Genomic DNA, 20,772 nt, shown 5'->3' with positions numbered 1-20,772 from the left:
TTTTAATTCTGATTATCAATGAACTTTAAACATCTGTATTGTTGTGAGATTTTTTTATTTTTTGAAGATAATCCCATCTTTTTCAGCAGAGCACTCTTTGCTTTTGCGAAAAAAAAGGTATTTAAATCAATAAATCAAACTCATTTAATACGGATTGTTATGGGCACATTTATAAAGAGATTTAAAAATAAGCCGGGCATGCTCAGTACCCGACTTATTTTAACTAACCAACCAATTTAAAAATTATTTATCCCACCAGATTCTAGTGGTCATTAAATCTAAACCTTGACGTTGAATTGCTTCTCTATAATTAGCCGCGTTTGTTACAAGCTCTGACTGATCATAAATTAATCTTCTTGGAATAGTTCCCTTAGTATCTCCTGTTGGATCATTAACCGGAACTAATACTGGGTAACCAGTTCTTCTGTATTCTGAAAAAGCTTCAAAACCATTGAATAATAAAACAATCCATTTTTGTGTAATAATCTGCTCGATTTTTTGTGCATCTGTTCCAGCAGTTTTAAAAGGATACGTTGTGATATAAGTGTTGTATTCTGCTGGTGTAACTGCAGGTACTTTATCTCCAAAAATCGTTAAAATATTCATGGCAGCTCTTACTCCGTTTTCATAATAAGTCTGTGCAGATCCGCCAACATTCCATCCTTTTACTGAAGCTTCTGCCAATATAAATTGAACTTCTGCATAAGACATAATTAATGTAGGTGCGTCTAAACGTAATACTGTTGATGTATTAGGATCTGAGAAAAGTTTTTTGTCTCCTCCAGGAAATTCTTTTGCATCATTAGCCAAACCTTGCTGATTTGCAGGATTGTTATCTCCTGTTGCTTCAAGTTTTGCATAAATTCTTAAACGCGGATCGTTTGTATTTTTCAACAAATCGATGAATGTTTTACTGAATTTGATGTTTGATTCTCCTCCGTTTAAGTCATTTCTAACCCATGAAGAAGTTATTGGATTTGTTTTAACCCCTGCAGGACCTGCATCATGTTTCAAAACTAAACTATCATCATTTGAAGTAAAAACTCCTTTTGAGTATGCTTTTTCTACATATTCTTTTGCTTTCGCAGGATTTACTTTAGACAAACGCATTGCAACTCTCAGCATTAAAGAGTTTGCTAATTTTTTCCATCTTGCAACATCACTTTGGTAATACAAATCTGCATTGCCCACAAAAGGTTTTGTTGCATCAAGTGCAGTTCCGGCTTCATCTAATTCTTTTAAAAGATCATTGTAGATAGCTTCCTGCGTGTCGTATTTTGGAGAAAAAACGTTTCCGTTATATCCTTTTCCAGCTTCGAAATAAGGAACTTCACCATACGTATCTGTCAATTTTTGGAACAAGAAAACTTTCATGATTCTACAAGCCTGAATCATGTTTGAATTTTCAGGAGTATTATCTATTACAGATAATAACTGGAAAATCTGATTTAATCCTTTTCCGTATGTTTCTCCAAAAAGAGCCGCTGAATATTCCGAAGAATACGTGTATTTAGAACCTGGTCCTCCAAGGGAAGAAAACTGCTGTACAATTTGTGCTGCGTATAAGTTATTTCCTCTGGTATTAGAAAAATCCTGTCCGTCAACATAAATCTCTGCAAGTGTAAACATTGATTTTACAGCCGGATCTGTTAAAGCATTTGGATTCTTATTCATTTCTTCGAATCCTTTATCGCACGAAGCTAATGTCAATGCACTAACAATTGCGACACAAAATATTTTTATATATCTATTTTTCATTTTTATTAGTATTAGAATTTGACATTAAGAGAAAAACCATAATTTCTTGTCAATGGCATTGAAGCTCTCTCCATACCTTGTGCATTACTATTAGAATAGTTTGACTCTGGATCAATATTTGGCACTTTGTCATAAATTGTCCATAAATTATGAGCAGAAAATGCTAAACTAACAGACTGGAATGGTGTTTTTTGTAAAAACATTTTTGGGAAATTGTAAGCAAAAGAAATCGCTCTTAGTTTCACAAAGTCAGCATCGTATACAAAGTTTGATGTTACATCACTATAACTTCTCCAGTAATCGTATGCAGAAACCGTTGTGTTAACCGCATTTCCGTTTACGTCTCTTCCGCTTACTGCTACACCGCCTTCACGACCTGGAAGTGTGATTTCAGATAATCCGTAACGAGCTCCTAACTGGTTTGTAGCAGAATAGATTTCTCCACCAAATTTAGCATCAACAAAAACCGAAAGTGTAAAGTTTTTATAAGAGAAATCATTTGAAAGTCCCATGGAAGTTGGCGCAACACCTTGTCCGGCAATGATCAAATCTCCTCTCATAAATTTACCGTTTGTATCAAGTACAATATTTCCGCTTGCATCTCTTAAATAATCATACGCTTTAATAACTCCAAAAGGCTGTCCTTTTTCTAAAACTACGTTAGCTCTACCGTCTCTGTTTCCTTCTAATGATTTTGTTGTAATTTTATCAGAAAGGCTGATAACTTCACTATCATTATAAGCAAAATTATAACCTACACTCCAGGCAAAACTTGGTGTTTTTACTGCTTTTACATTAATAGCAAACTCCACCCCTTTGTTCAGGATTTCTCCAACGTTGATTTTAGTAGTTCTGTAACCAGAAGCCTGAGAAACGTCAGCATCTGTAATATCATTTGTTGTTTTCTTGTGGTAGAAAGTCAAATCTGTACTTACTCTGTTATTGAAGAATGTATTTTCAAAACCAAATTCGATTGTACTTACATTGTAAGGTTTCAAAGTTCTGTTTGGAATTGTTTCTCCGTTAACACCTAAAATTGGCTGTCCTAAAGAATCTGTTTGTCCATCTGGCGTAGTATAAGTCAATGCTAAAGCATAAGCTTCTGGCAATGCACCTCCAACGTTACCCCAGCCTGCTCTGAACTTACCATAAGAAATCCATTCAGGAAGACCTATAACTTCTGAGTAAATAAAACTTGAACTTACAGAAGGATAAAATGTACTGTTGTTTTTAGGATCTAAAGTTGAGAACCAATCCTCACGACCTGTTAAACTTACATATAAGAAATCTTTGTATCCAATATCAGCAGAGTAAAAAAGAGAGTTTACTTCACTTTCAGAGAATAATTTTTCAGTTTTGTCCGGCTGTGTATTTCCGTAGAAATATTCGAATGGAACAATAAAGTTGTTTCCTTTCATTTTAATACCGCTGTATCTGTTGTGTTGACGGTTTGCACCAATGAAAGCATCTAAAGAAAGGTTTTTAACAATATTACCTTTGTATCCTAAGAAACCTGAAGCATTTACCTCAGAACGGGTTTCGATTCTGTTTTCGATAGATCCGCCTGGACTGTAGTTAATTCCAGTTGGTTCAATTTCAGTGTATTCGTAGTTGATATCATCAATTCCAAGTACACCTTTCGCATAAATCTTATCCGTAATATTGTACGTTACTTTTGCAGAACCAATAAAACGTTTTCTAAGGTCATCATTTAATGGTGATTTTGTTGCAAAATAAGGGTTTGTATGGTATACGTTAGCTCCTAAGAAATCTTCTTCACCTCCGTTTGCATCATATGGATTGCTTAACCATCTAATATCAGAACCTGGGGTCATGAAAGTAGTTGGGAAAGACGGGTTTCTTGGTGAGTCATTCAAATAAGGTCTGTTATGACTTTTCTCAGAAATATATTGTGCATTGCTTTCAATGCTGATACTTTTATTTGGAGAAGAATTTAAACTCAAAGCCACGTTGTTTCTGCCAAAAGTAGTTCCCGGCATGATAGATTCATCTTTAGTATTTCCGAAAGACAATCTGAAATTAGTTGTTTCATTTCCTCCAGAAAGTGCTAAAGTATTACTGAAAGAATACCCGGTTCTGTAGAAATTTTCAACATTATCTTTCCCGTATGCCTGGTATGGTCTGGTTTTACCGTCTAAACCAAGAGAAGGTGTTCCGTCATATTTATCACCCCATGCAAAATAGTATGAGTCTCTAAGTTCCTGCAGATTTGTAAATCTTGTTGGAACGCCGCTTGCATTTGGAGCTCCAGCACCATATTGATCCTGCCAGTTTAAAAGACTTGCTGGTGTATTAAAAGTTGAGTTTGTATTGAAATCAACTCCAATTCCAGTTCCGTTTTTACCTTTTTTAGTAGTAATTAAGATAACACCATTTGATCCTCTGTACCCATAAAGAGCAGAAGCGGCACTACCTTTTAATACTGACATCGAAGCAATATCATCTGGATTGAAAGAAGACATACCATCACCCTTGTCGGCACCTCCCCACATTCCTGCATTTCCTTGCTGCGTATTGTCAATTGGAATTCCGTCTACAACATACAACGGCTGGTTAAGCCCAGATGCAGAAGTTGCTCCACGAATAACAACACGGCTTGAACCAGAAGGTCCTGTAACCGGAGCAGAAACGTTTACCCCTGCAATTTTACCTTGCAAAGCATTTCCTAAGTTAATTTCTTTATTTTTTGTCAGGTCTTCGCCTTTAAGTTCCCCTACGGCGTAACCCAGACTTTTCTTTTGTTTTTTCACTCCAAAAGAAGTAACTACAACATCCTTAAGTTCTTGTGTAGTTTCTGTTAAGGTAACAGCAGCTCTTGTTTCATTTTCCTGAAGTACTACTGACTTTGACTCAAATCCTATTGAAGATATGTTTAGGGTAACTTTACCTTCAGGAACATTCATTCTAAATCGCCCTTCGGCGTCTGTAATTGCACTAAATGGTTTTCCTTGAACCTCGATTGATGCGGCAACAATTCCTTTGTTCTCTGCATCTGTTACTATGCCTGTTATTAATCGGTTTTGAGCCGCAGCACTTAAGCTGCCCAACAATACGATTGCCAACACTGCTAATATTCGTTTCATAAGCATTTTTTTTGGTTTGGGTTTTGGATTTTGTTTTGTTCGTTTGTGTTTGTTTGTTTTGTGTTTGTTTAAATAATTAATAAAATTTTGAACTTAATTGTGGATATATAATCTTTCAGACAATACGGTGAATATTCAAAAAACGCGTTATCTTATGGTTTTTTCTTTAAAAAACAACTTCTTAAATATGGCGTTAATACCAGTAAATTCAAGGGATGTTTTAACTAAATCGATTTAGTGAAATGACTAAAAAAATAGTCTTCTTCTTATTTTTACTTTTTCTCTTAAACTGATTCCCTAATAATCAATTTTCCTTTTTTGAGAACTTTTTCTATTTTAAAATCTTCATAATTTGTCATTTGGCTCATCAGCAATTGTATTGATTTTACGGCTATTTCTTCAATAGGCTGAGCAATTACTGAAATCATTGGCGTATGGAGTTCGAAACTGTCATGATCATCAAAACTTATTACAGCAATATCTTCCGGAATTTTATAATTTAAAATTCTGCAGGCCTGAAGCCCGGCAAGTCCCAAATAGTTAGATAAAAACAATACAGCATCAATCTCAGGATTTTCTTTAAAAAATTTTGTAATAGAATCAATCCTGCTTTTTTCACTTACCTGATACTCTAAATGCAGCGTAAAATTTTCATTATAAATTCCTTCTTCTTTTAGAGCTTCTATATATCCTTTTTCGCGTAATTTCATCTGGATCATTCCAGTTTTAATATTTACAACGGCTATGTTTTTTCGGCCTTTTTCAATTAAATACTTAACAGCAGAATAAGAACCTTCATAATTATCCATTGCGACGTGACTTACTTTTTGATTGGCAAAATATCTGTCAATTAATACCACCGGTTTTTGCATTTTTAAAAGCATACCAATGGTTCGCTCTAAATTTTTTGTTGGTGTAATAATAAATCCTTCAACATTTGCCTGCAATAAACTCTGTACTAATTCTTCAGATCGATCATTATCATCACCTGTACTGCAATAAAAAACCCTGTAGTCTATATTTTTTGCTTCATCTTCAATTACTCTTGCTAAATCTGCAAAAAACTGGTTGGCTATATCTTCAACAATAAGTCCAATTGATCTTGTTTTTCCAGTTCGCAAACTGCTCGCAATCATGCTTGGTTTATACTGAAGTTTTTGAGCAACCTCCTGAACTTTTTTTATTACCGGCGGACTTATCGCCATTTTCTCTCCTTTACCATTGATAACAAAAGATACTGTAGAAATAGATACCTCTGCCTGTTTAGCAATATCTTTAATTGTAATCTTTTTCATCAGGTATTATTTATATTCTTGACTATTTTAGTACATGGCAAATATAGCAAACGAAACCAACAAAATCGTTTTAGTAAAATTTATTTTCAAAAAAATGATTTTTTTCTCCCAAAATAAAACAGAATTATCAGTAATCACGGTATTTTACTCACTTATTTCCATTTTGACTATAATAACATTTTTAATAGTAAATGTGATAATTTGATAAGCTTTTGATGTGTTTCTAAGTTATTTTTTGATCCTATTTTGAAAAAAAATCATCTTGGATTTATGTTAATTTAACTATTATTTCAAAATTTGAAACAAAAATTTAATGTCTAGTTTTAACGCAAAGCACGCTAAGTTTTTTGCATATAAAATTTTATAAAAAAAGTTCGCAAAGCTTGGTGAGTACAAACCTTTGCGAACTTTTCATATTGTAAATACAAACTATTGCAAAAAAAACTTAGCGTGCTTTGCGTTAAAAAACATTCAGCTCGAATCTAAAATCTAAAATCTATATTCTAAAATCTAAAATCATATAACTCCCATCTTCTGCATTAAAAAAGTCGCGCTTTTATTTTTACAGATTCCGCTGCGGAGTTTATAATCAAAATGAAGTTCATTATTTTGAATTTCGACTTCAAAACATTGATTCGTTAAAGTTTGAGGATATTCGTTAGTTGTTAAGCAGACTTCGATATCGTGTGTTGCTATGGCTCCAATTGCTTTTTTTGCAATTACTTTTTTAACCACTTCAATAGTTCCGTTACGTTTATCATCAGAGTTTGTTCCTCTTAAAATCTCATCTAATAAAACAAAAGCAGGGCCTTCTTCCAGGGCATCCATAATTTGTTTTAAACGCTTAATTTCTGCAAAGAAATATGATTCACTGTCCGCCAAAGAATCAGATAATCGCATTGAAACTAAAACTGGAAGTGGGTGAATGTTAGCTTTTGAGGCACAAACAACTGAACCAATTCCGCCAAGAACCATATTGATTCCTAAACTTCTTAAAAAAGTACTTTTTCCGGACATATTAGATCCGGTTAAAATCATAAAAGATTCCGGATAAAAATGAGTATCATTCCCTACTCTGGTCGCTGGATTTAATAACGGATGACCTAAATTTTCAAATCCAATTTTATATTCAGAATTGATTTCCGGAAAAACAAAATCTGCATTGTTGAACGCTAAATTTGCAAAACTATTTAAGGCTTCAAATTCTCCAATAATATTAATCCAGTTCTCCAGTTCATGCGCATAATCTTCTTTCCATTTTAAAAGCGCTTTTAAAACATGCAGATTAAATAAAAATGATCCGTTAAAAACAATCGCCGTAACAAAATTGCTTATCGTATCCATTCTCGAGAACAACTCTGATAATTGTTTTAAATGAGAACTCGCTGATGCATTTTTAGAAACCAATTGTTTTTGTAATGCAATTAGTTTTTTAGATTCAAATTTTTCTAATTCTATTTTTTGAACTAATAAACTATAATGTTTAATTGTTTTATCAATATTATCTGCTTTGGCAATTTCAGATTGAATTCGTTTTAATGATCTTCCTAAAACAATCAAATTGAAAATAAAAATATAAGTCGCGTAAGATAAAAGTATTGCTTTTGAAGTAATAAAATAAGCAATTACAAAACCAAAAAATAATGCCGGAAGGATAATTGAAAGTGAAATTAAAACTTTAGATAAAGAATTATTTTTAAATGAAATCCAATGAATTAATGAGTCATAAGCACTTTTACTGTCAGTACTGACAATGGCAAGAGCTTCAAAATCCTGACGCCAGTCTATCTTCGTTTTTAATTCATTTATTGCTTCCTGATTTTCAAGAATTATTTCATTCGATGATAAGCTTAACAACTTCTCTGCTAATGTCTTTTTACCAATAAAAACAGCCGTTCTGTTTAAATTTTGAAATAAGGAATGTTCTCCAAAAATATCCAGATCATAAGCATAAGGATGATGAAAATCGATGAATTCAATTCCGTTTTCAAAGGGAAGTTTTTCTCTTTTTAAATACGATATTTCATCTTCATTAATTTTTAAAATAGCTTTTGTCAATTCTCTTTTAAAAGACAATTTCGAATGAATTCGCATTAAAAAAAGAAAACCGGCAAAAGATAAAAAAGCAGTTACGGCATACCCTATTTCATTAGTTTTGATGTAATAAAATAACATAAACAAACAAAAAAATATGCTTAAAAGTCGCAGAAGACTTATGCTGTTGTACCTTTTGCTGGTTTGATTAAAGACTTTTGAATAATGTTCGACCTTGCTTAAATATATTTCCATTTTTAAAATTTAATGAAATACAAATATAGGTTTTACACTTACAAAAAAGCTATTCATTTAAAGTAGAATTTTAATTCTCATGCATTATCAATACTGGAATAGAAACTTCTTTTGTGATTTTCTGACTAAAACCTGAATCAAAAATAGATTCAAGGAAAGATCGTTTATGCTTAATTGTAGTTAGGATATCGATGTCTTTAAAAAGTACAAAATCAAGAATTGTTTCTTTTACTTCGTCGCTTGGCAACACCAGGAACTCTACATTTTCATTAGCAAATTCAGTCTGCCATTCTTTAATAGTCATATCAGTCACATCTGTACTTGAAGATCTAACATAAAGGCTTTTTACTTTTGCATCTGTTTTTTTAGCTATTTTAAGTACTTTTCTAAGTTCAGCTTTATCTTTTTCACGATATTTTGTCGTAAAACCAATAGTTTTAATTTTCTTGAATTTTGCATCAATAGGAACACATAAAACCGGAACTTTTACTTCCGAAATTACCGAATTTGTATTTGATCCGGTAAAGAATTTTGTCCAGTCAGAAACGCCTGTGGTTCCCATTATTACAAAATCAATTTCATCTTCTTCAACCGCATTTTTCAGGTTATAAACCAAGTCACCGTCCATCAGTCGGTGTTTAATTACAATGTTATCAAGATTACGTTCGGCTGCAATTGCACGAAGTTTTGGAATTTCATCCTTAAACATTTCAAATTTTGCCAATTCTATTGAACTGTATATCGATGCATAATTTTCTGGAAAAAACTGGCTGTCATAAACCGGAATCTCAAATGTATGCAATAAAATAAGTTCGGCTTTTACAACTTTTGCAAATTCTAAAGCATGTACAAACGCATTTGTAGCTGCTTCAGAAAAATCGGTAGGGAATAATATCTTTTTCATTTTATTTCAGATTATAGGTTTGTTACTCAAATTTAATCATTCTAAATCCAAAACAACCTGATAATTATCAGGAATTTAACAGTTAATGATTTCTTAAATAATTACCGTTTTCAACGTTTAAACAGGATAACTAACCTGTGATTAAGGCTTTAGAATTTTCTGCTTTTTTCTTACCTTTGTACCATGATAAATCAAGATTCTATAGTAGCATTAGCAACTCCATCCGGAGCCGGAGCTATTGCTATCATTCGTATTTCGGGCGCTGAAGCTATTTCAATAGGAAATTCTGTTTTTAAATCCATAAAAAACAAAGACTTAACAAAGCAAAAAACACATACGCTGCATTTGGGTCATATTATGGACAATGAAAAAACACTTGATGAAGTTTTAGTTTCTGTTTTTAAAGGACCAAACTCGTATACAGGCGAAGATACGATTGAAATTTCATGTCACGGATCTACTTATATTCAACAGCAAATTATTCAGTTATTATTGCGAAAAGGCTGCAGAATGGCTGATGCCGGAGAATTTACGTTAAGAGCTTTCTTAAACGGAAAACTGGATTTATCGCAGGCAGAAGCTGTTGCCGATTTAATTTCGTCTGATAATGAAGCTTCTCACCAAATTGCCATGCAGCAAATGCGCGGCGGTTTCAGCAATGAAATTGCCAAATTACGTGAAGAACTTTTGAATTTTGCTTCTTTAATTGAATTGGAATTAGACTTTGCTGAAGAAGATGTAGAATTTGCAGACAGAACGCAGTTTCATGAGTTATTAAATCGTATTGAATTTGTTTTAAAACGTTTAATTGATTCGTTTGCTGTTGGAAATGTTATTAAAAACGGAATCCCTGTTGCCATTGTGGGTGAACCAAATGTGGGTAAATCGACTTTATTGAATGCTTTATTAAACGAAGAACGCGCCATTGTTTCTGACATTGCCGGAACAACACGTGATACTATTGAAGATGAATTAGTTATTGGCGGAGTTGGTTTTAGATTTATCGATACGGCCGGAATCCGTGAAACTAAAGATGTTGTAGAAAGCATTGGAATCAAAAAAACTTTTGAAAAAATTGAACAGGCACAAGTTGTAATCTTCTTGTTTGATGGTTTCAAATTTCAGGTTTCAGGTTCTGACTATATTGTCGAAATTGAAAAAGTTAAAAATAAATATCCTCTAAAACCAATTTTGGTTGTTATAAATAAAGTTGACTTATTGACTGAAAATGAAATTGATTTGATCAATAAAAAACTGGAAACTCTGGAATTAACACTTTTAAAAATCTCTGCCAAAGAAAAAATTGGCGTTGAGGAATTGAAAGACAAATTACTATCTTTTGTAAATACCGGAGCTTTAAGAAACAACGAAACTATTGTCACAAATACAAGACATTACGATTCTTTATTAAAAGCTTTAGATGAAATCCAAAAAGTAAAATTTGGTCTTGAAACCAATCTTTCAAGTGACTTAATTGCGCTTGATATTCGTGAGGCTTTATATCAATTCGGGCTTATTACAGGTCAGGTTTCAAATGATGAATTGCTCGGGAATATTTTTGCTAATTTCTGCATCGGCAAATAGAGAAGCAAAATATCACAATATAAAAACAAAAAAAACGAGTTAAGTATTATTTATCAATAACTTAACTCGTTTTTTTTAATTCAATTTCCAGACTATTCTTTGAATAAATTTGTATCTCTTTTTCGTTATATTTATCGAGGAAATACTATATTTAATCACAGCTTTACATCAACTTTCAGCAATTCTTGAACTATAAAAATAGGATTTTAAATCATCTAAAATTTCTGTTCTGGATTTTGAAGCGTCTATCAATTTTAAGTTTGTGGTATCGTCAAAAAAAGAGATACAATCATGCAGGTATTTATTAGATAAAAAAAGCATCACATTTATTCCTTCTTTTTCCAATTTGAAAAAATCCATTAACTCTGTCTGGTTATAAACAACAAATATACATCGTTGATAATCGGTCAATTTACTTTCATTGCATAATGAAAAAGAGTCCTGATAAAATTCAAAATTATCTTTGAACTTTCTCTTAAACATTTTTAAAAATTCTTTTTTATTATCTTTTTCCTGGCGCTCCATTTCCTCCACTAATACCATCTTTACCGCTTTTACCATTAATTGGCGTCCATGTTCCAGTTGATGTCTGAACATACACAATTCCCGATGTTGTATCAGTATAAATATTGATATCATCACCAGGATATGTTGGTGTTCCTTTTACACCTGGAGGCACAGTACCTTCCTTAACACCAACTTTTCCATCTTTGCCAGTTCCTGAACCAGCTTCACCAGAAACTGCTAATCGCATCCATCTGTCAACATACCAGTAGTAATAACCTGGTGTAACATCATTCTGTTCCTTAATATTAAAAACCAGTAAACTATTACTTTTAGTTGGATCACCTTCTATCGGACCAAATTCCGTTGTTTTAACTAAAGTAACCCTAGGAATCAAAATACCTTTGGTACTTTTACCATATTTATCCTCATAGCTGCCATCTTTAGTCGTGACCTCTAATTGGGCTGATGTACTTGGTGTTTTAGTTCCAATACCAACCTGAGAACGGGCCGAAAAGGTAGCCAAAACAACAAATAAAGGGAGTAATCTATTTTTCATAACCTTTTAATTATTATATGTTTAATTATTTTCTTAAGTCTTTAAAATTCAAACATCTAGATTTGAAGGTGCAAAGTTCTCTTGAAAATCAATTTATTTTTGCCCGTAAAAGTTTTTAAACTTATAGATTAGGGTATATATGAAAAAGGCTGTTAAATTTTAAAGGAAGAATTCCTATATAGCGAAAGGCTGCTAGTAAAAAATGAATCTGATAAAAATAAATCAAATTCCTGAATATCAGAATATTAATACAAAAATACTAAAAAGAATTGGTCTTTTAAAAAAAAATGAAACACGAGGATTAATCCCGCAATCATTAAAATTCTTTAATTTAAATCATCTAATTTTAGAAAATTTGAATTTACTATTTATCCAAAATAGTCACGGCTCATTTATCAAAAGTATTGTTAACCTGCTGTAATTTTCTTTAGTATATATACTGACTAATTTATTATAAATGCTTATTTAATTTTTTTGTAAACTGAAGAAGTCAATGATTCTCAAAGTATTTCTACATTTTAATAACACCTTTTTATAGCTGTATATTAAGATAATTAATTGTATAACCGTTTTATTTACTTACATTCGTTTAATATCAAATTACTTCATTTATAATTCAAGACCACTAATCCAGATAATTATTAAAATATAGGTGCTTTTCCAGCAAATTACTGCCATTATTTTTCAAACAAAACATCGCTTTATATGAGCATTAAAGAAAAAAATGGTAATAAGGAAATTGTCCTTTCCCATAAAGAAGTCCTTCAAAAAGGAAACCATCCAGACAATAAAGACCATTTTACAGAAGAAAACCCGTTTCAGAAAATCAGGAAGTCAAAAAAAACAATCCATACTGCTATTGACAGGGGGGAAACTGCATTTCAAAAAAAACAAATAGAAACTCAAATCTTTGAGCTTAAAGAACAGCTTCATGCAAAAGAGCAGTATTTACTAAATTTAACCAATGCTATTAACACCACAAATGCAGCTGTAGAATTTGATATGGAGGGCAATATTTTGACTGCCAATAAAAATTTCCTGAAAATTATGGGATACACTGCAAAAGATTTACTGGGAAAACACCACAGTCTTTTAGTTGATTCCTCCTATTCAAAATCAAATGCATATCAGTTTTTCTGGAACGATCTAAAAAAGGGTATTTACCAAAAGGACGAATTTATCCTGACGGCGAAAAATGGCCGGCTAATATGGTTTTTAGGCAGTTATAATCCTATTTTTAATACAGAGTCAAAACCGTATAAAATCCTTAAAATAGCGACCGATATAACACTTGCAAAAACGCAGTTTTTACAATTGGCCGTTCAGGCAGAGGAAAAAGAAAAAAGATCATCTGAATTAATTATTGCTAATAAAGAACTTGCTTTTCAAAATAAAGAGAAAGAAAATCGGGCTGCAGAATTAATTATCGCAAATAAAGAATTAAAATTTCAGAATGAACAAAAAGAAAAACGGGCAAATGAGTTAATTGATGCTAATAAAGAACTGGCTATTCAAAGCAGAGAAAAAGAAAAACGTGCTGCTGAACTTATAATAGCCAATCAGAAACTTGCTTCTGAAAAGATTCTGAAAGAAAAAAGAAAATTGGAAAAGTTAAAAAGGGCGGCAGAATTGATTGTTAAAAACAAGGAACTTGCTTATCAGGAAAAACGAAGCAGTGAACTTACACTGGCTAATGACGAGCTAAGAAAAGCTCAGGAAGAACTGGGATCATTCTCTTATTCTGTTTCGCATGATTTACGTGCTCCAATCCGGGCGATAAATGGTTATACACAAATCCTGATAGAGGATCATGCTGATTCAATAGATGATGATGGAAAAAAAATCATACAAGCTATAATTAATAATTCTAATAAGATGGGAATATTAATAGACGATTTACTTGCTTTTAGCAAATTAGGCCGTAAAGAAGTGTCTTCTGCCAATATAAATATGCTGGCACTTGTAAACGCAGTTATAAGTGAAATAACTGTTGAAAAAGGTGAAAATATCCCCATATTTGAAATTGAAGAGCTTGCTCATTCAAATGGAGATCCGTCGTTAATTAAACAAGTTTGGATCAACTTAATCTCTAATGCCATTAAATATTCCAAATATAAACCAGAAATCAGGATTAAAATTACATCAACCTTTGAAAAGGATAAAATTATTTACAGTGTAAAAGACTGGGGCGCAGGATTCGACATGGCCTATTACGATAAATTGTTTGGCGTTTTCCAGCGTCTGCATTCACAAGATGAATTTGCAGGAACGGGTATTGGACTGGCTATCGTACAAAAAATAGTCAACCGCCATTCGGGAACAGTGTGGGCAGAATCAAAACTTGATGCAGGTGCCAATTTTTACTTTAGCCTGCCAAATATTAAATATTAAACATTAAAAATATAAAAATGGATTACGAAGATATTGAAATTTTATTTGCCGAAGATAGTATAGAAGATGCCTTGCTGACAGTACGTGCCCTTAATAAAAGCGGCTTTACCAACAAACTCCTGCATGTTAAAGATGGTGCTGAAGCACTTGATTTTTTATACTGCAGAGGAATTTATTCTGAAAGGAATCCAAAATTGCATCCAAAACTTCTTCTTTTGGATTTAAAAATGCCAAAGATGTCCGGAATGCAGGTGCTTGAAAAGGTTAAAACCGATGATATGCTTAAATCTATACCGGTTGTCATTCTTACCTCTTCTCAAGAAGATCCTGATATTGCAAAATGCTACAGTCTTGGTGCCAACAGCTACATTGTAAAACCGGTAGACAGTAATAATTTCTTTAATGCAATAAAAGAACTTGGAATGTATTGGATGATATTGAGCCAGCCAGCCAATTAGGGATTTAAGTACTATACCCAGCAACGATTCTCACAAATGAAAAAAGATATTAGAGCATTGATATTAGAAGACAATACATCTGATGCAGATTTATTAGTCCGCCACCTGACAAAATCAGGACTCACATTTGTTTCAAAAATCGTTGATTCAAAAAAAGTTTTTGAAGAATCTCTTGGCACATTTTTACCGGATATTATATTATCAGATTATTCACTTCCTTCATTTGATGCTGTTTCTGCATTTAAAATGATAAAAAACAATAACCTTAATATACCTTTTATAATAATTTCGGGCACAATTGGGGAAGAGAATGCAGTCATGCTTATAAAACAAGGTGTAACGGATTATGTTTCTAAAAGTAATTTTTCATCCCTGATTCAAAAAATAATTCGTGCCTTGAAAGAAGCCGAAGAATTAATTCAGAAAGAAGAGCTTGTTGAAAAACTAAAAATACAGACTGCAGCATTGCTTAAAGCAAATAAGGAACTGGAACTTCAAAATGCGGAAAAGGAAAAAAGAGCAGTTGAGTTATTGAATGTAAATAAAGAGCTGCTTGCCTTTAATTTTATATCCAGTCATGATTTGCAGGAACCACTGCGAAAAATTCAGACCTTCATTTCTATTATTATGGAAAAAGAGATGGAAACGATGACTGAAGCGGGAAAAAACAATTTAAAACGAATACATGTCTCCGCAACAAGAATGAGGCAGCTTATAGAAGATTTACTGAATTTTTCAAGAGTAAGTATTGTGGAACATCCCTATGAAATGAGTGATCTGAGTACTATTATAGAAGATGTAAAATCAGAACTTTCAGATACCTTATATCAAAAAAATGCTGTTTTTAATGTAAAGCAATTAATACCTGTATGTATAAGACCATTTCAATTTAGACAGCTTCTTTTTAATTTAATCAGCAACTCATTAAAATTCGCGATCCCAAATAGTGAACTACATATAACTATAGAATCCACTATTCTTAAATATAAGGAATTCAGCCTGCTTAATCTGCCCAATAGTCCACAAGTATGTGATTATTGGAATTTCACTTTTAAAGATAACGGAATTGGCTTTGAACCACAATACAACCAGATTGTCTTTATTATATTTCAAAGACTCCATCATATTGAAGAATATTCAGGAACAGGAATTGGTCTTGCTATTGTAAAGAAAATTGTAGATAACCATAATGGAATTATTACAGCAGACGGTAATTTAAATGAGGGAGTTACATTTAATATCTATATTCCCATAATTAAGCAAAATCTTCAGTATCTTAATTAATTATTCCAATTATGATATCAAGATTTTATAAAATTACAAATGCTATTATGTAATATCCCAACTTTAAAATAAACTAAATTTGAGAGGAATATTAAAAGATAAACTAATGAAAAATATATCCATACTCTTATTATCCATTCTCTTTTTTTCATGTCAGAAAAAAGAAACTAAAATCGATTCTGTCCAAACCTCAGATTCAATTGCTGCAAAAGATACCGTTGTTGTAAAGCAAAACAAAGAAGAGAATAAACAAATTGGTGATACTATTTTCATGAATTTAAAGAATGACCAAAATCTTTATATTGCTGAAGGCACTTTAGATTCCATTCATTCGAGAGTATATGTGAAGTTTAAAAATGAAGATTTAGGCGAATTGAATGGAAAGATTACTCCAGCCGGGGGAAAAGGAAATATTCGTTTCAACCAAATTATTTCTCCTGATAAAAGCTCAGATGGGCCTTTTGGAATTGATTTAAAAACCAGCCTTGAACAAAAAGGAAATTATGTTTTAGTAATTGGACATTCGCAAATGGCTGATAATCCGTTTTATGGTAAATTCACGGTGCAACTTGAGAATAAAAAGAAATAAATTAAATTTTCTTAAACCAAAATTCTCTTCCATTTTCCTTGTCTATAAACAAGTACACTCAAAATCGTAATCAATGTTTCGGCAGTTGGAATCGCGATAAAAACGCCTGTTGGTCCCATATCATAATAATGTACCAAAAGATAAGCAAACGGAACCTGAAAAATCCAAAATCCTAAAATATTGATCCAGGTTGGTGTCCAGGTATCCCCTGCTCCATTAAACGTATTGTTTAAAACCATTCCGAGACCGTAAAAAATAAAACCTACGCTCATAATCTGCAAAGCATTTACTGCGATCCTGATAATAATTGGGTCATTCGTAAAAAAGGAAATCAAAAAATGTGCGCTGAAAAAGCAAACCAGCATAATAGATCCCATAAAAATCATATTGTATTTGGCGGTTTTATAAACGGCTTTTTCTGCCCTTTCAATTTCATCTGCACCCAAATTTTGTCCAACCAAAGTCGCAACGGCATTACTTAATCCCCAAGCGGGAAGAATGAAAAACATCATGATTCGAATTGCCGTTTGATAACCGGATGACGCATAATCGCCGCCCGTTACAGCAACTAAATTAGCCAGGAAAATCCAGCTGCAGGAAGCGATAACGTATTGCAAAACGCCGGGAGTTGCGAGTTTTATAATGCCCTGAATTAATTTGTAATTCGGCAGGAAATAATTCCATTTGATTTTTAAAATTCCCTGTCCGTAAAAAAGGAAATAACATTGATACAAAACTCCTATTCCTCTTCCAATAGTTGTGGCAACGGCAGCGCCTGTAACACCCATTGCGGGAATAAACCAAAATCCGTTAATGAGAATCGGACACAAAATAATATTCGAAATATTAGCAATCCACAAGCTTTTCATGGCGATGATGGCATTTCCTGCGCCCCTGAAAATTCCGTTTATCAGGAAAATCAACATTACAAAAACACTTCCTGCCATCATGATTTTGGTATAATTTACACCATAAATTACCGCAGGTGCAGAAGCGCCCATTAACATGAGAATTTCTTTTGCAAAAATAAATCCTCCCAAACTAATGAATACATTTATCGCAATTGCAATTATAATGGCTTGTACACCAAATTTTGCGGCTTCTTGGGTTTGCTTTTCGCCAATACGCCTTGCGACAATTGCTGTTGTTGCAATACTGATTCCGATGGCAATCGAATAAATAATCGCAAAAACAGATTCTGTTAAACCAACAACCTGAATCGCATAATTGCTTTCTTTTAAATGTCCCACAAAATACAAATCGACTAAAGCAAAAACGGATTCCATTGCCATTTCCAAAACCATTGGAATGGATAAAATCAGGATTCCTTTTTTGATGCTTCCTTTGGTGAAATCAAATGATTCTGCAGTATGTAATATTTTTTTTAAACGTTTGAACATAGTTTTTTTTATTGCCACAAAGGCGCTAGGGCGCAAAGTTTTATTTTTAATCTTTGTGATGTTATAATCTCGCGAAGTCGCGAAGCCGCAAAATTTTTTAGCGCAATCTTGTCATTTCGACGAAGGAGAAATCTTCGCGAGAAGCTCTACAAAGATTGGATTCTCTCTGCTGAGTTACTTGCGGAGATTTCTCCTTCGTCGAAATGACAAAAACAACTTCGCTACTTTGCCAGAAATGACTTTTATAATGCTGGAACTGACTTTAGTTTTTGACTAAACACTGCCACAGGATTCTTCAGTTTACCAACAAACTGAAGGCTGTCAATAGGATCTGCTAAATCTAGCATTTGTTTATTATTTCGCAATTGCAAACGGTTCAAACAGCAAGAATCAAATTCAGGAACAAACAAATTGTATTTTTTAAATTGTTCCTGCAAATGCGGATGAGCTGACTGATATTCGTAAATACAATCGGCAACGGCAGACCAGAAATCTTCTTCGGAAAGTGTTTTGGTTTCGGATAAAATGGCGGAAAGAAAACGGAAATAAAACTGAAAAACATCATTAAAAATGCATAGAATTTTCAATGGTTCTTTCATGTTGATATGAATACGTTTTACTTTTTCGGGCAGCGGAATTTCTCCATTAAAAAGCATCACTTCTTCGGTAATATCTTTCATAATTGCTTTTACCGGAATATGATTTTCTAAGACTAAAATCAGGTTTTCACCGTGTGGCATAAAAACCATTTCGTGTTCGTAAAAACAATGCAGTAATGGCGAAAGATAAGCATCTAAATAATGACCGATCCAAGCTTTTGGGCTGATTCCTGACTTTTGAATTAATTCTGATACAAAGGCATTTCCAGATTGATCGAAGTGCAATAAAGCCGCCATTGTCATGATATGTTGTCCTTTTTCTAATTTCGGAATCGGGCTTTCGCGCCATAAAGTGGCTAACATTTTATTATGCGGAATACTTCGGCCTAAAGGTTCGTACAAGAAATTGCGATAGCCAATTGTGGCAACTTCACCTAAAAGAGTAAAACCTTTTTGCTGTAAATACGCATCTTTTTCAACCAAGTCTGCAACCCATTGAGTAATTGCCGGCGTACTTTCCATATAATATGGAGAAAGTCCGCGCATGAATCCCATATTAATTACAGAAAGCGCCGTTTTCGCATAAAATTTCTCAGGTGACGAAGTATTAAAAAATGTACGAATCGATTGTTGTGCCGAATATTCGTCATCGCTATAACCCAGACAAACCAAATGGTTTTCTGCAATATCGGGTGCAAAAATCAAAGCGAGTTTATTAAACCATTGCCACGGATGTACGGGAAAAAAATAATAATCGTCTATATTCAAATCCTGAGATTTTAATACATTTTCGAACGCAGTAATGTTTTCTAGAGACAATTCCTGCTCCAACACTTTTTGATAATCCAGTTCTTCAATGGCTGTAAAAGTGGCTTTGCTCCTATGTCCGGCAATCCATAATAATTTTACGGGTGCATTCGCTTCTGGAGAAAAAGTGGCAAAATCATCGATATTAAAACCATTCTTACCGCTGTTGGCTACAAAACACGGATGTCCTTCGGTCATGGCATGTTCGATTTTTTGATAATCTAATTCCAGTAAATCTTTCGACGTATATTTTTCGTTCGCAATTTTATATGCCGTGCTGTATAAGGTACTTGTGATTTCTTCTAAATACGTTGGCAGTAAACTCTCGCTAATTCCTAAAGTATCTTTAAATTCAATAATTAATTCTAACAAACGTAAAGGAAAATTTTTTCCTTCTATTGTTTTTTGAATAGAATCTACAGCAATCGACCAATGATTTAAAGCTAAAATATTGGCTTCAAAAGTATATTCGACTTTTTTATCGGGCGAAGAAATACTGTATGAATTTGAGGCATTTTTTATCGGAACAATTAATAATTCGTGTGCAAATTCACTTAATGTTTTCTTTAGCAAAATGGCATTCGCTTTATCCCAATTTTCCTTCGTTAAATGCTGTATATTTTGAGTTGGTATTTTCATTTGTATCAAATTAAACCTGTTGTAAAGCTTTGTAATAATCCTCGCGCGTACAAAATTCGAGATGTGCTTGTTTGTGCGGTAAATCGAGAACACGCTGAAAAACAAATCCAGCCCTTTTATTCAGCAAATGAATTTTATGATTTCTTGCATCGGGTTCAACCACAATACGTTGATTTTTTCCATCACTGAAAATAAAATCAAGAATCACGGTAAAAATATTCCAGGTAAAATTGGGAATTGGTTTTTCTGACGGTGCGACCAAGATATGCATGCCTTTATCGCCTTTTTGCGATTCGTAATATTTGCCTACAATATCATCTTCCGGATTATAACATTCGAGTAAAAAAGCGACATTGTTATTGAATTTCCCAATATAAACCTGCGCTTTTTCCTGAATATTATAGTAAGTGTTTTTTACTTCTTCTACAGAAAATCCGTTCATTTCCCAATAAACAGCGTATTCACGGTTTACCCAATTGTGAATCAACGGAATATCGAGTTCCATATCAATCGGACGCAGCTCAAAAACGCCTAAATCTGGAATTGTTTTTACAAAAACGACATCAGCAACGACATCATTATTAGGATGAGTTATTATACTATTCATC

The 20,772-nt window shown here is 33.1% G+C and carries 15 protein-coding genes; 5 read left to right on the top strand and 10 right to left on the bottom strand.

The features are described 5' to 3' along the window. Positions 1 to 243: 243 nt before the first annotated feature. The 5 genes from ACODSB_RS16465 to ACODSB_RS16445 form a co-directional block, all read right to left on the bottom strand. Entirely contained in the window at positions 244 to 1,758 is a 1,515-nt protein-coding gene (locus tag ACODSB_RS16465) for a SusD/RagB family nutrient-binding outer membrane lipoprotein (protein WP_256635033.1), read from the bottom strand. Positions 1,759 to 1,769: 11 nt separating this feature from the next. After that, entirely contained in the window at positions 1,770 to 4,862 is a 3,093-nt protein-coding gene (locus tag ACODSB_RS16460; protein WP_488937843.1) for a SusC/RagA family TonB-linked outer membrane protein, read from the bottom strand. Between the two features lie 284 nt (positions 4,863 to 5,146). After that, the gene (locus ACODSB_RS16455) at positions 5,147 to 6,157 is read right to left on the bottom strand and encodes a LacI family DNA-binding transcriptional regulator (protein ID WP_180860568.1); all 1,011 of its coding nucleotides are present in this window, start codon (positions 6,155 to 6,157) and stop codon (positions 5,147 to 5,149) included. A 516-nt stretch (positions 6,158 to 6,673) separates the two neighbouring features. After that, positions 6,674 to 8,446, bottom strand: coding sequence for a MutS-related protein (locus tag ACODSB_RS16450; protein WP_488937842.1), 1,773 nt, complete (start codon positions 8,444 to 8,446; stop codon positions 6,674 to 6,676). Positions 8,447 to 8,516: 70 nt separating this feature from the next. Further along, positions 8,517 to 9,350: a universal stress protein gene (locus ACODSB_RS16445; protein WP_053472669.1), complete on the bottom strand. Its 834-nt coding sequence runs from the start codon at positions 9,348 to 9,350 to the stop codon at positions 8,517 to 8,519. A gap of 183 nt (positions 9,351 to 9,533) precedes the next feature. Between ACODSB_RS16445 and mnmE the strand changes: the two genes are divergently transcribed. Further along, positions 9,534 to 10,934, top strand: coding sequence for a tRNA uridine-5-carboxymethylaminomethyl(34) synthesis GTPase MnmE (gene mnmE / locus ACODSB_RS16440; RefSeq protein WP_488937841.1), 1,401 nt, complete (start codon positions 9,534 to 9,536; stop codon positions 10,932 to 10,934). Positions 10,935 to 11,102: 168 nt separating this feature from the next. Here mnmE and ACODSB_RS16435 read toward each other — a convergent pair whose 3' ends face one another. Both ACODSB_RS16435 and ACODSB_RS16430 read right to left on the bottom strand, forming a co-directional pair. After that, positions 11,103 to 11,495, bottom strand: a complete 393-nt coding sequence (locus ACODSB_RS16435) for a hypothetical protein (RefSeq protein WP_488937840.1) — start codon at positions 11,493 to 11,495, stop codon at positions 11,103 to 11,105. Then, positions 11,437 to 11,997, bottom strand: a complete 561-nt coding sequence (locus tag ACODSB_RS16430; RefSeq protein WP_488937839.1) for a hypothetical protein — start codon at positions 11,995 to 11,997, stop codon at positions 11,437 to 11,439. The genes ACODSB_RS16435 and ACODSB_RS16430 overlap by 59 nt, the downstream gene beginning before the upstream one ends. Before the next feature lie 705 nt (positions 11,998 to 12,702). Between ACODSB_RS16430 and ACODSB_RS16425 the strand changes: the two genes are divergently transcribed. The 4 genes from ACODSB_RS16425 (at position 12,703) to ACODSB_RS16410 (ending at position 16,719) form a co-directional block, all read left to right on the top strand. Further along, positions 12,703 to 14,388 (top strand): PAS domain-containing sensor histidine kinase, encoded by a 1,686-nt coding sequence (locus ACODSB_RS16425; protein WP_488937838.1) that lies wholly within the window; start codon positions 12,703 to 12,705, stop codon positions 14,386 to 14,388. A 17-nt stretch (positions 14,389 to 14,405) separates the two neighbouring features. Beyond that, the gene (locus ACODSB_RS16420; protein ID WP_488937837.1) at positions 14,406 to 14,846 is read left to right on the top strand and encodes a response regulator; all 441 of its coding nucleotides are present in this window, start codon (positions 14,406 to 14,408) and stop codon (positions 14,844 to 14,846) included. A gap of 36 nt (positions 14,847 to 14,882) precedes the next feature. Then, a complete protein-coding gene (locus tag ACODSB_RS16415) occupies positions 14,883 to 16,130 on the top strand; it encodes an ATP-binding protein (protein ID WP_488937836.1) in 1,248 nt (415 codons plus the stop codon). Positions 16,131 to 16,236: 106 nt separating this feature from the next. Further along, entirely contained in the window at positions 16,237 to 16,719 is a 483-nt protein-coding gene (locus tag ACODSB_RS16410) for a hypothetical protein (protein WP_488937835.1), read from the top strand. 11 nt (positions 16,720 to 16,730) lie between these two features. Here ACODSB_RS16410 and ACODSB_RS16405 read toward each other — a convergent pair whose 3' ends face one another. From ACODSB_RS16405 to ACODSB_RS16395, 3 genes are all read right to left on the bottom strand, one after another. Then, positions 16,731 to 18,119, bottom strand: a complete 1,389-nt coding sequence (locus ACODSB_RS16405) for an MATE family efflux transporter (protein WP_488937834.1) — start codon at positions 18,117 to 18,119, stop codon at positions 16,731 to 16,733. A 242-nt stretch (positions 18,120 to 18,361) separates the two neighbouring features. Then, positions 18,362 to 20,164, bottom strand: coding sequence for an IucA/IucC family protein (locus tag ACODSB_RS16400; RefSeq protein WP_488937833.1), 1,803 nt, complete (start codon positions 20,162 to 20,164; stop codon positions 18,362 to 18,364). 10 nt (positions 20,165 to 20,174) lie between these two features. Beyond that, positions 20,175 to 20,771, bottom strand: coding sequence for a GNAT family N-acetyltransferase (locus ACODSB_RS16395; protein WP_488937832.1), 597 nt, complete (start codon positions 20,769 to 20,771; stop codon positions 20,175 to 20,177). Position 20,772: the final 1 nt, after the last annotated feature.

The organism is Flavobacterium sp. FG68, assembly GCF_057808895.1.
Note: the sequence above shows the minus strand (reverse complement) of the source record. Positions and strands in the feature narration are given on the sequence as shown.

What these genes read in the sequence shown, in the direction of transcription:
- ACODSB_RS16465 (WP_256635033.1), bottom strand. Translation starts at nt 1,758, where the DNA reads ATGAAAAATAGATATATAAAAATATTTTGTGTCGCAATTGTTAGTGCA.
- ACODSB_RS16460 (WP_488937843.1), bottom strand. Translation starts at nt 4,862, where the DNA reads ATGAAACGAATATTAGCAGTGTTGGCAATCGTATTGTTGGGCAGCTTA.
- ACODSB_RS16455 (WP_180860568.1), bottom strand. Translation starts at nt 6,157, where the DNA reads ATGAAAAAGATTACAATTAAAGATATTGCTAAACAGGCAGAGGTATCT.
- ACODSB_RS16450 (WP_488937842.1), bottom strand. Translation starts at nt 8,446, where the DNA reads ATGGAAATATATTTAAGCAAGGTCGAACATTATTCAAAAGTCTTTAAT.
- ACODSB_RS16445 (WP_053472669.1), bottom strand. Translation starts at nt 9,350, where the DNA reads ATGAAAAAGATATTATTCCCTACCGATTTTTCTGAAGCAGCTACAAAT.
- mnmE (WP_488937841.1), top strand. Translation starts at nt 9,534, where the DNA reads ATGATAAATCAAGATTCTATAGTAGCATTAGCAACTCCATCCGGAGCC.
- ACODSB_RS16435 (WP_488937840.1), bottom strand. Translation starts at nt 11,495, where the DNA reads ATGGTAAAAGCGGTAAAGATGGTATTAGTGGAGGAAATGGAGCGCCAG.
- ACODSB_RS16430 (WP_488937839.1), bottom strand. Translation starts at nt 11,997, where the DNA reads ATGAAAAATAGATTACTCCCTTTATTTGTTGTTTTGGCTACCTTTTCG.
- ACODSB_RS16425 (WP_488937838.1), top strand. Translation starts at nt 12,703, where the DNA reads ATGAGCATTAAAGAAAAAAATGGTAATAAGGAAATTGTCCTTTCCCAT.
- ACODSB_RS16420 (WP_488937837.1), top strand. Translation starts at nt 14,406, where the DNA reads ATGGATTACGAAGATATTGAAATTTTATTTGCCGAAGATAGTATAGAA.
- ACODSB_RS16415 (WP_488937836.1), top strand. Translation starts at nt 14,883, where the DNA reads ATGAAAAAAGATATTAGAGCATTGATATTAGAAGACAATACATCTGAT.
- ACODSB_RS16410 (WP_488937835.1), top strand. Translation starts at nt 16,237, where the DNA reads ATGAAAAATATATCCATACTCTTATTATCCATTCTCTTTTTTTCATGT.
- ACODSB_RS16405 (WP_488937834.1), bottom strand. Translation starts at nt 18,119, where the DNA reads ATGTTCAAACGTTTAAAAAAAATATTACATACTGCAGAATCATTTGAT.
- ACODSB_RS16400 (WP_488937833.1), bottom strand. Translation starts at nt 20,164, where the DNA reads ATGAAAATACCAACTCAAAATATACAGCATTTAACGAAGGAAAATTGG.
- ACODSB_RS16395 (WP_488937832.1), bottom strand. Translation starts at nt 20,771, where the DNA reads ATGAATAGTATAATAACTCATCCTAATAATGATGTCGTTGCTGATGTC.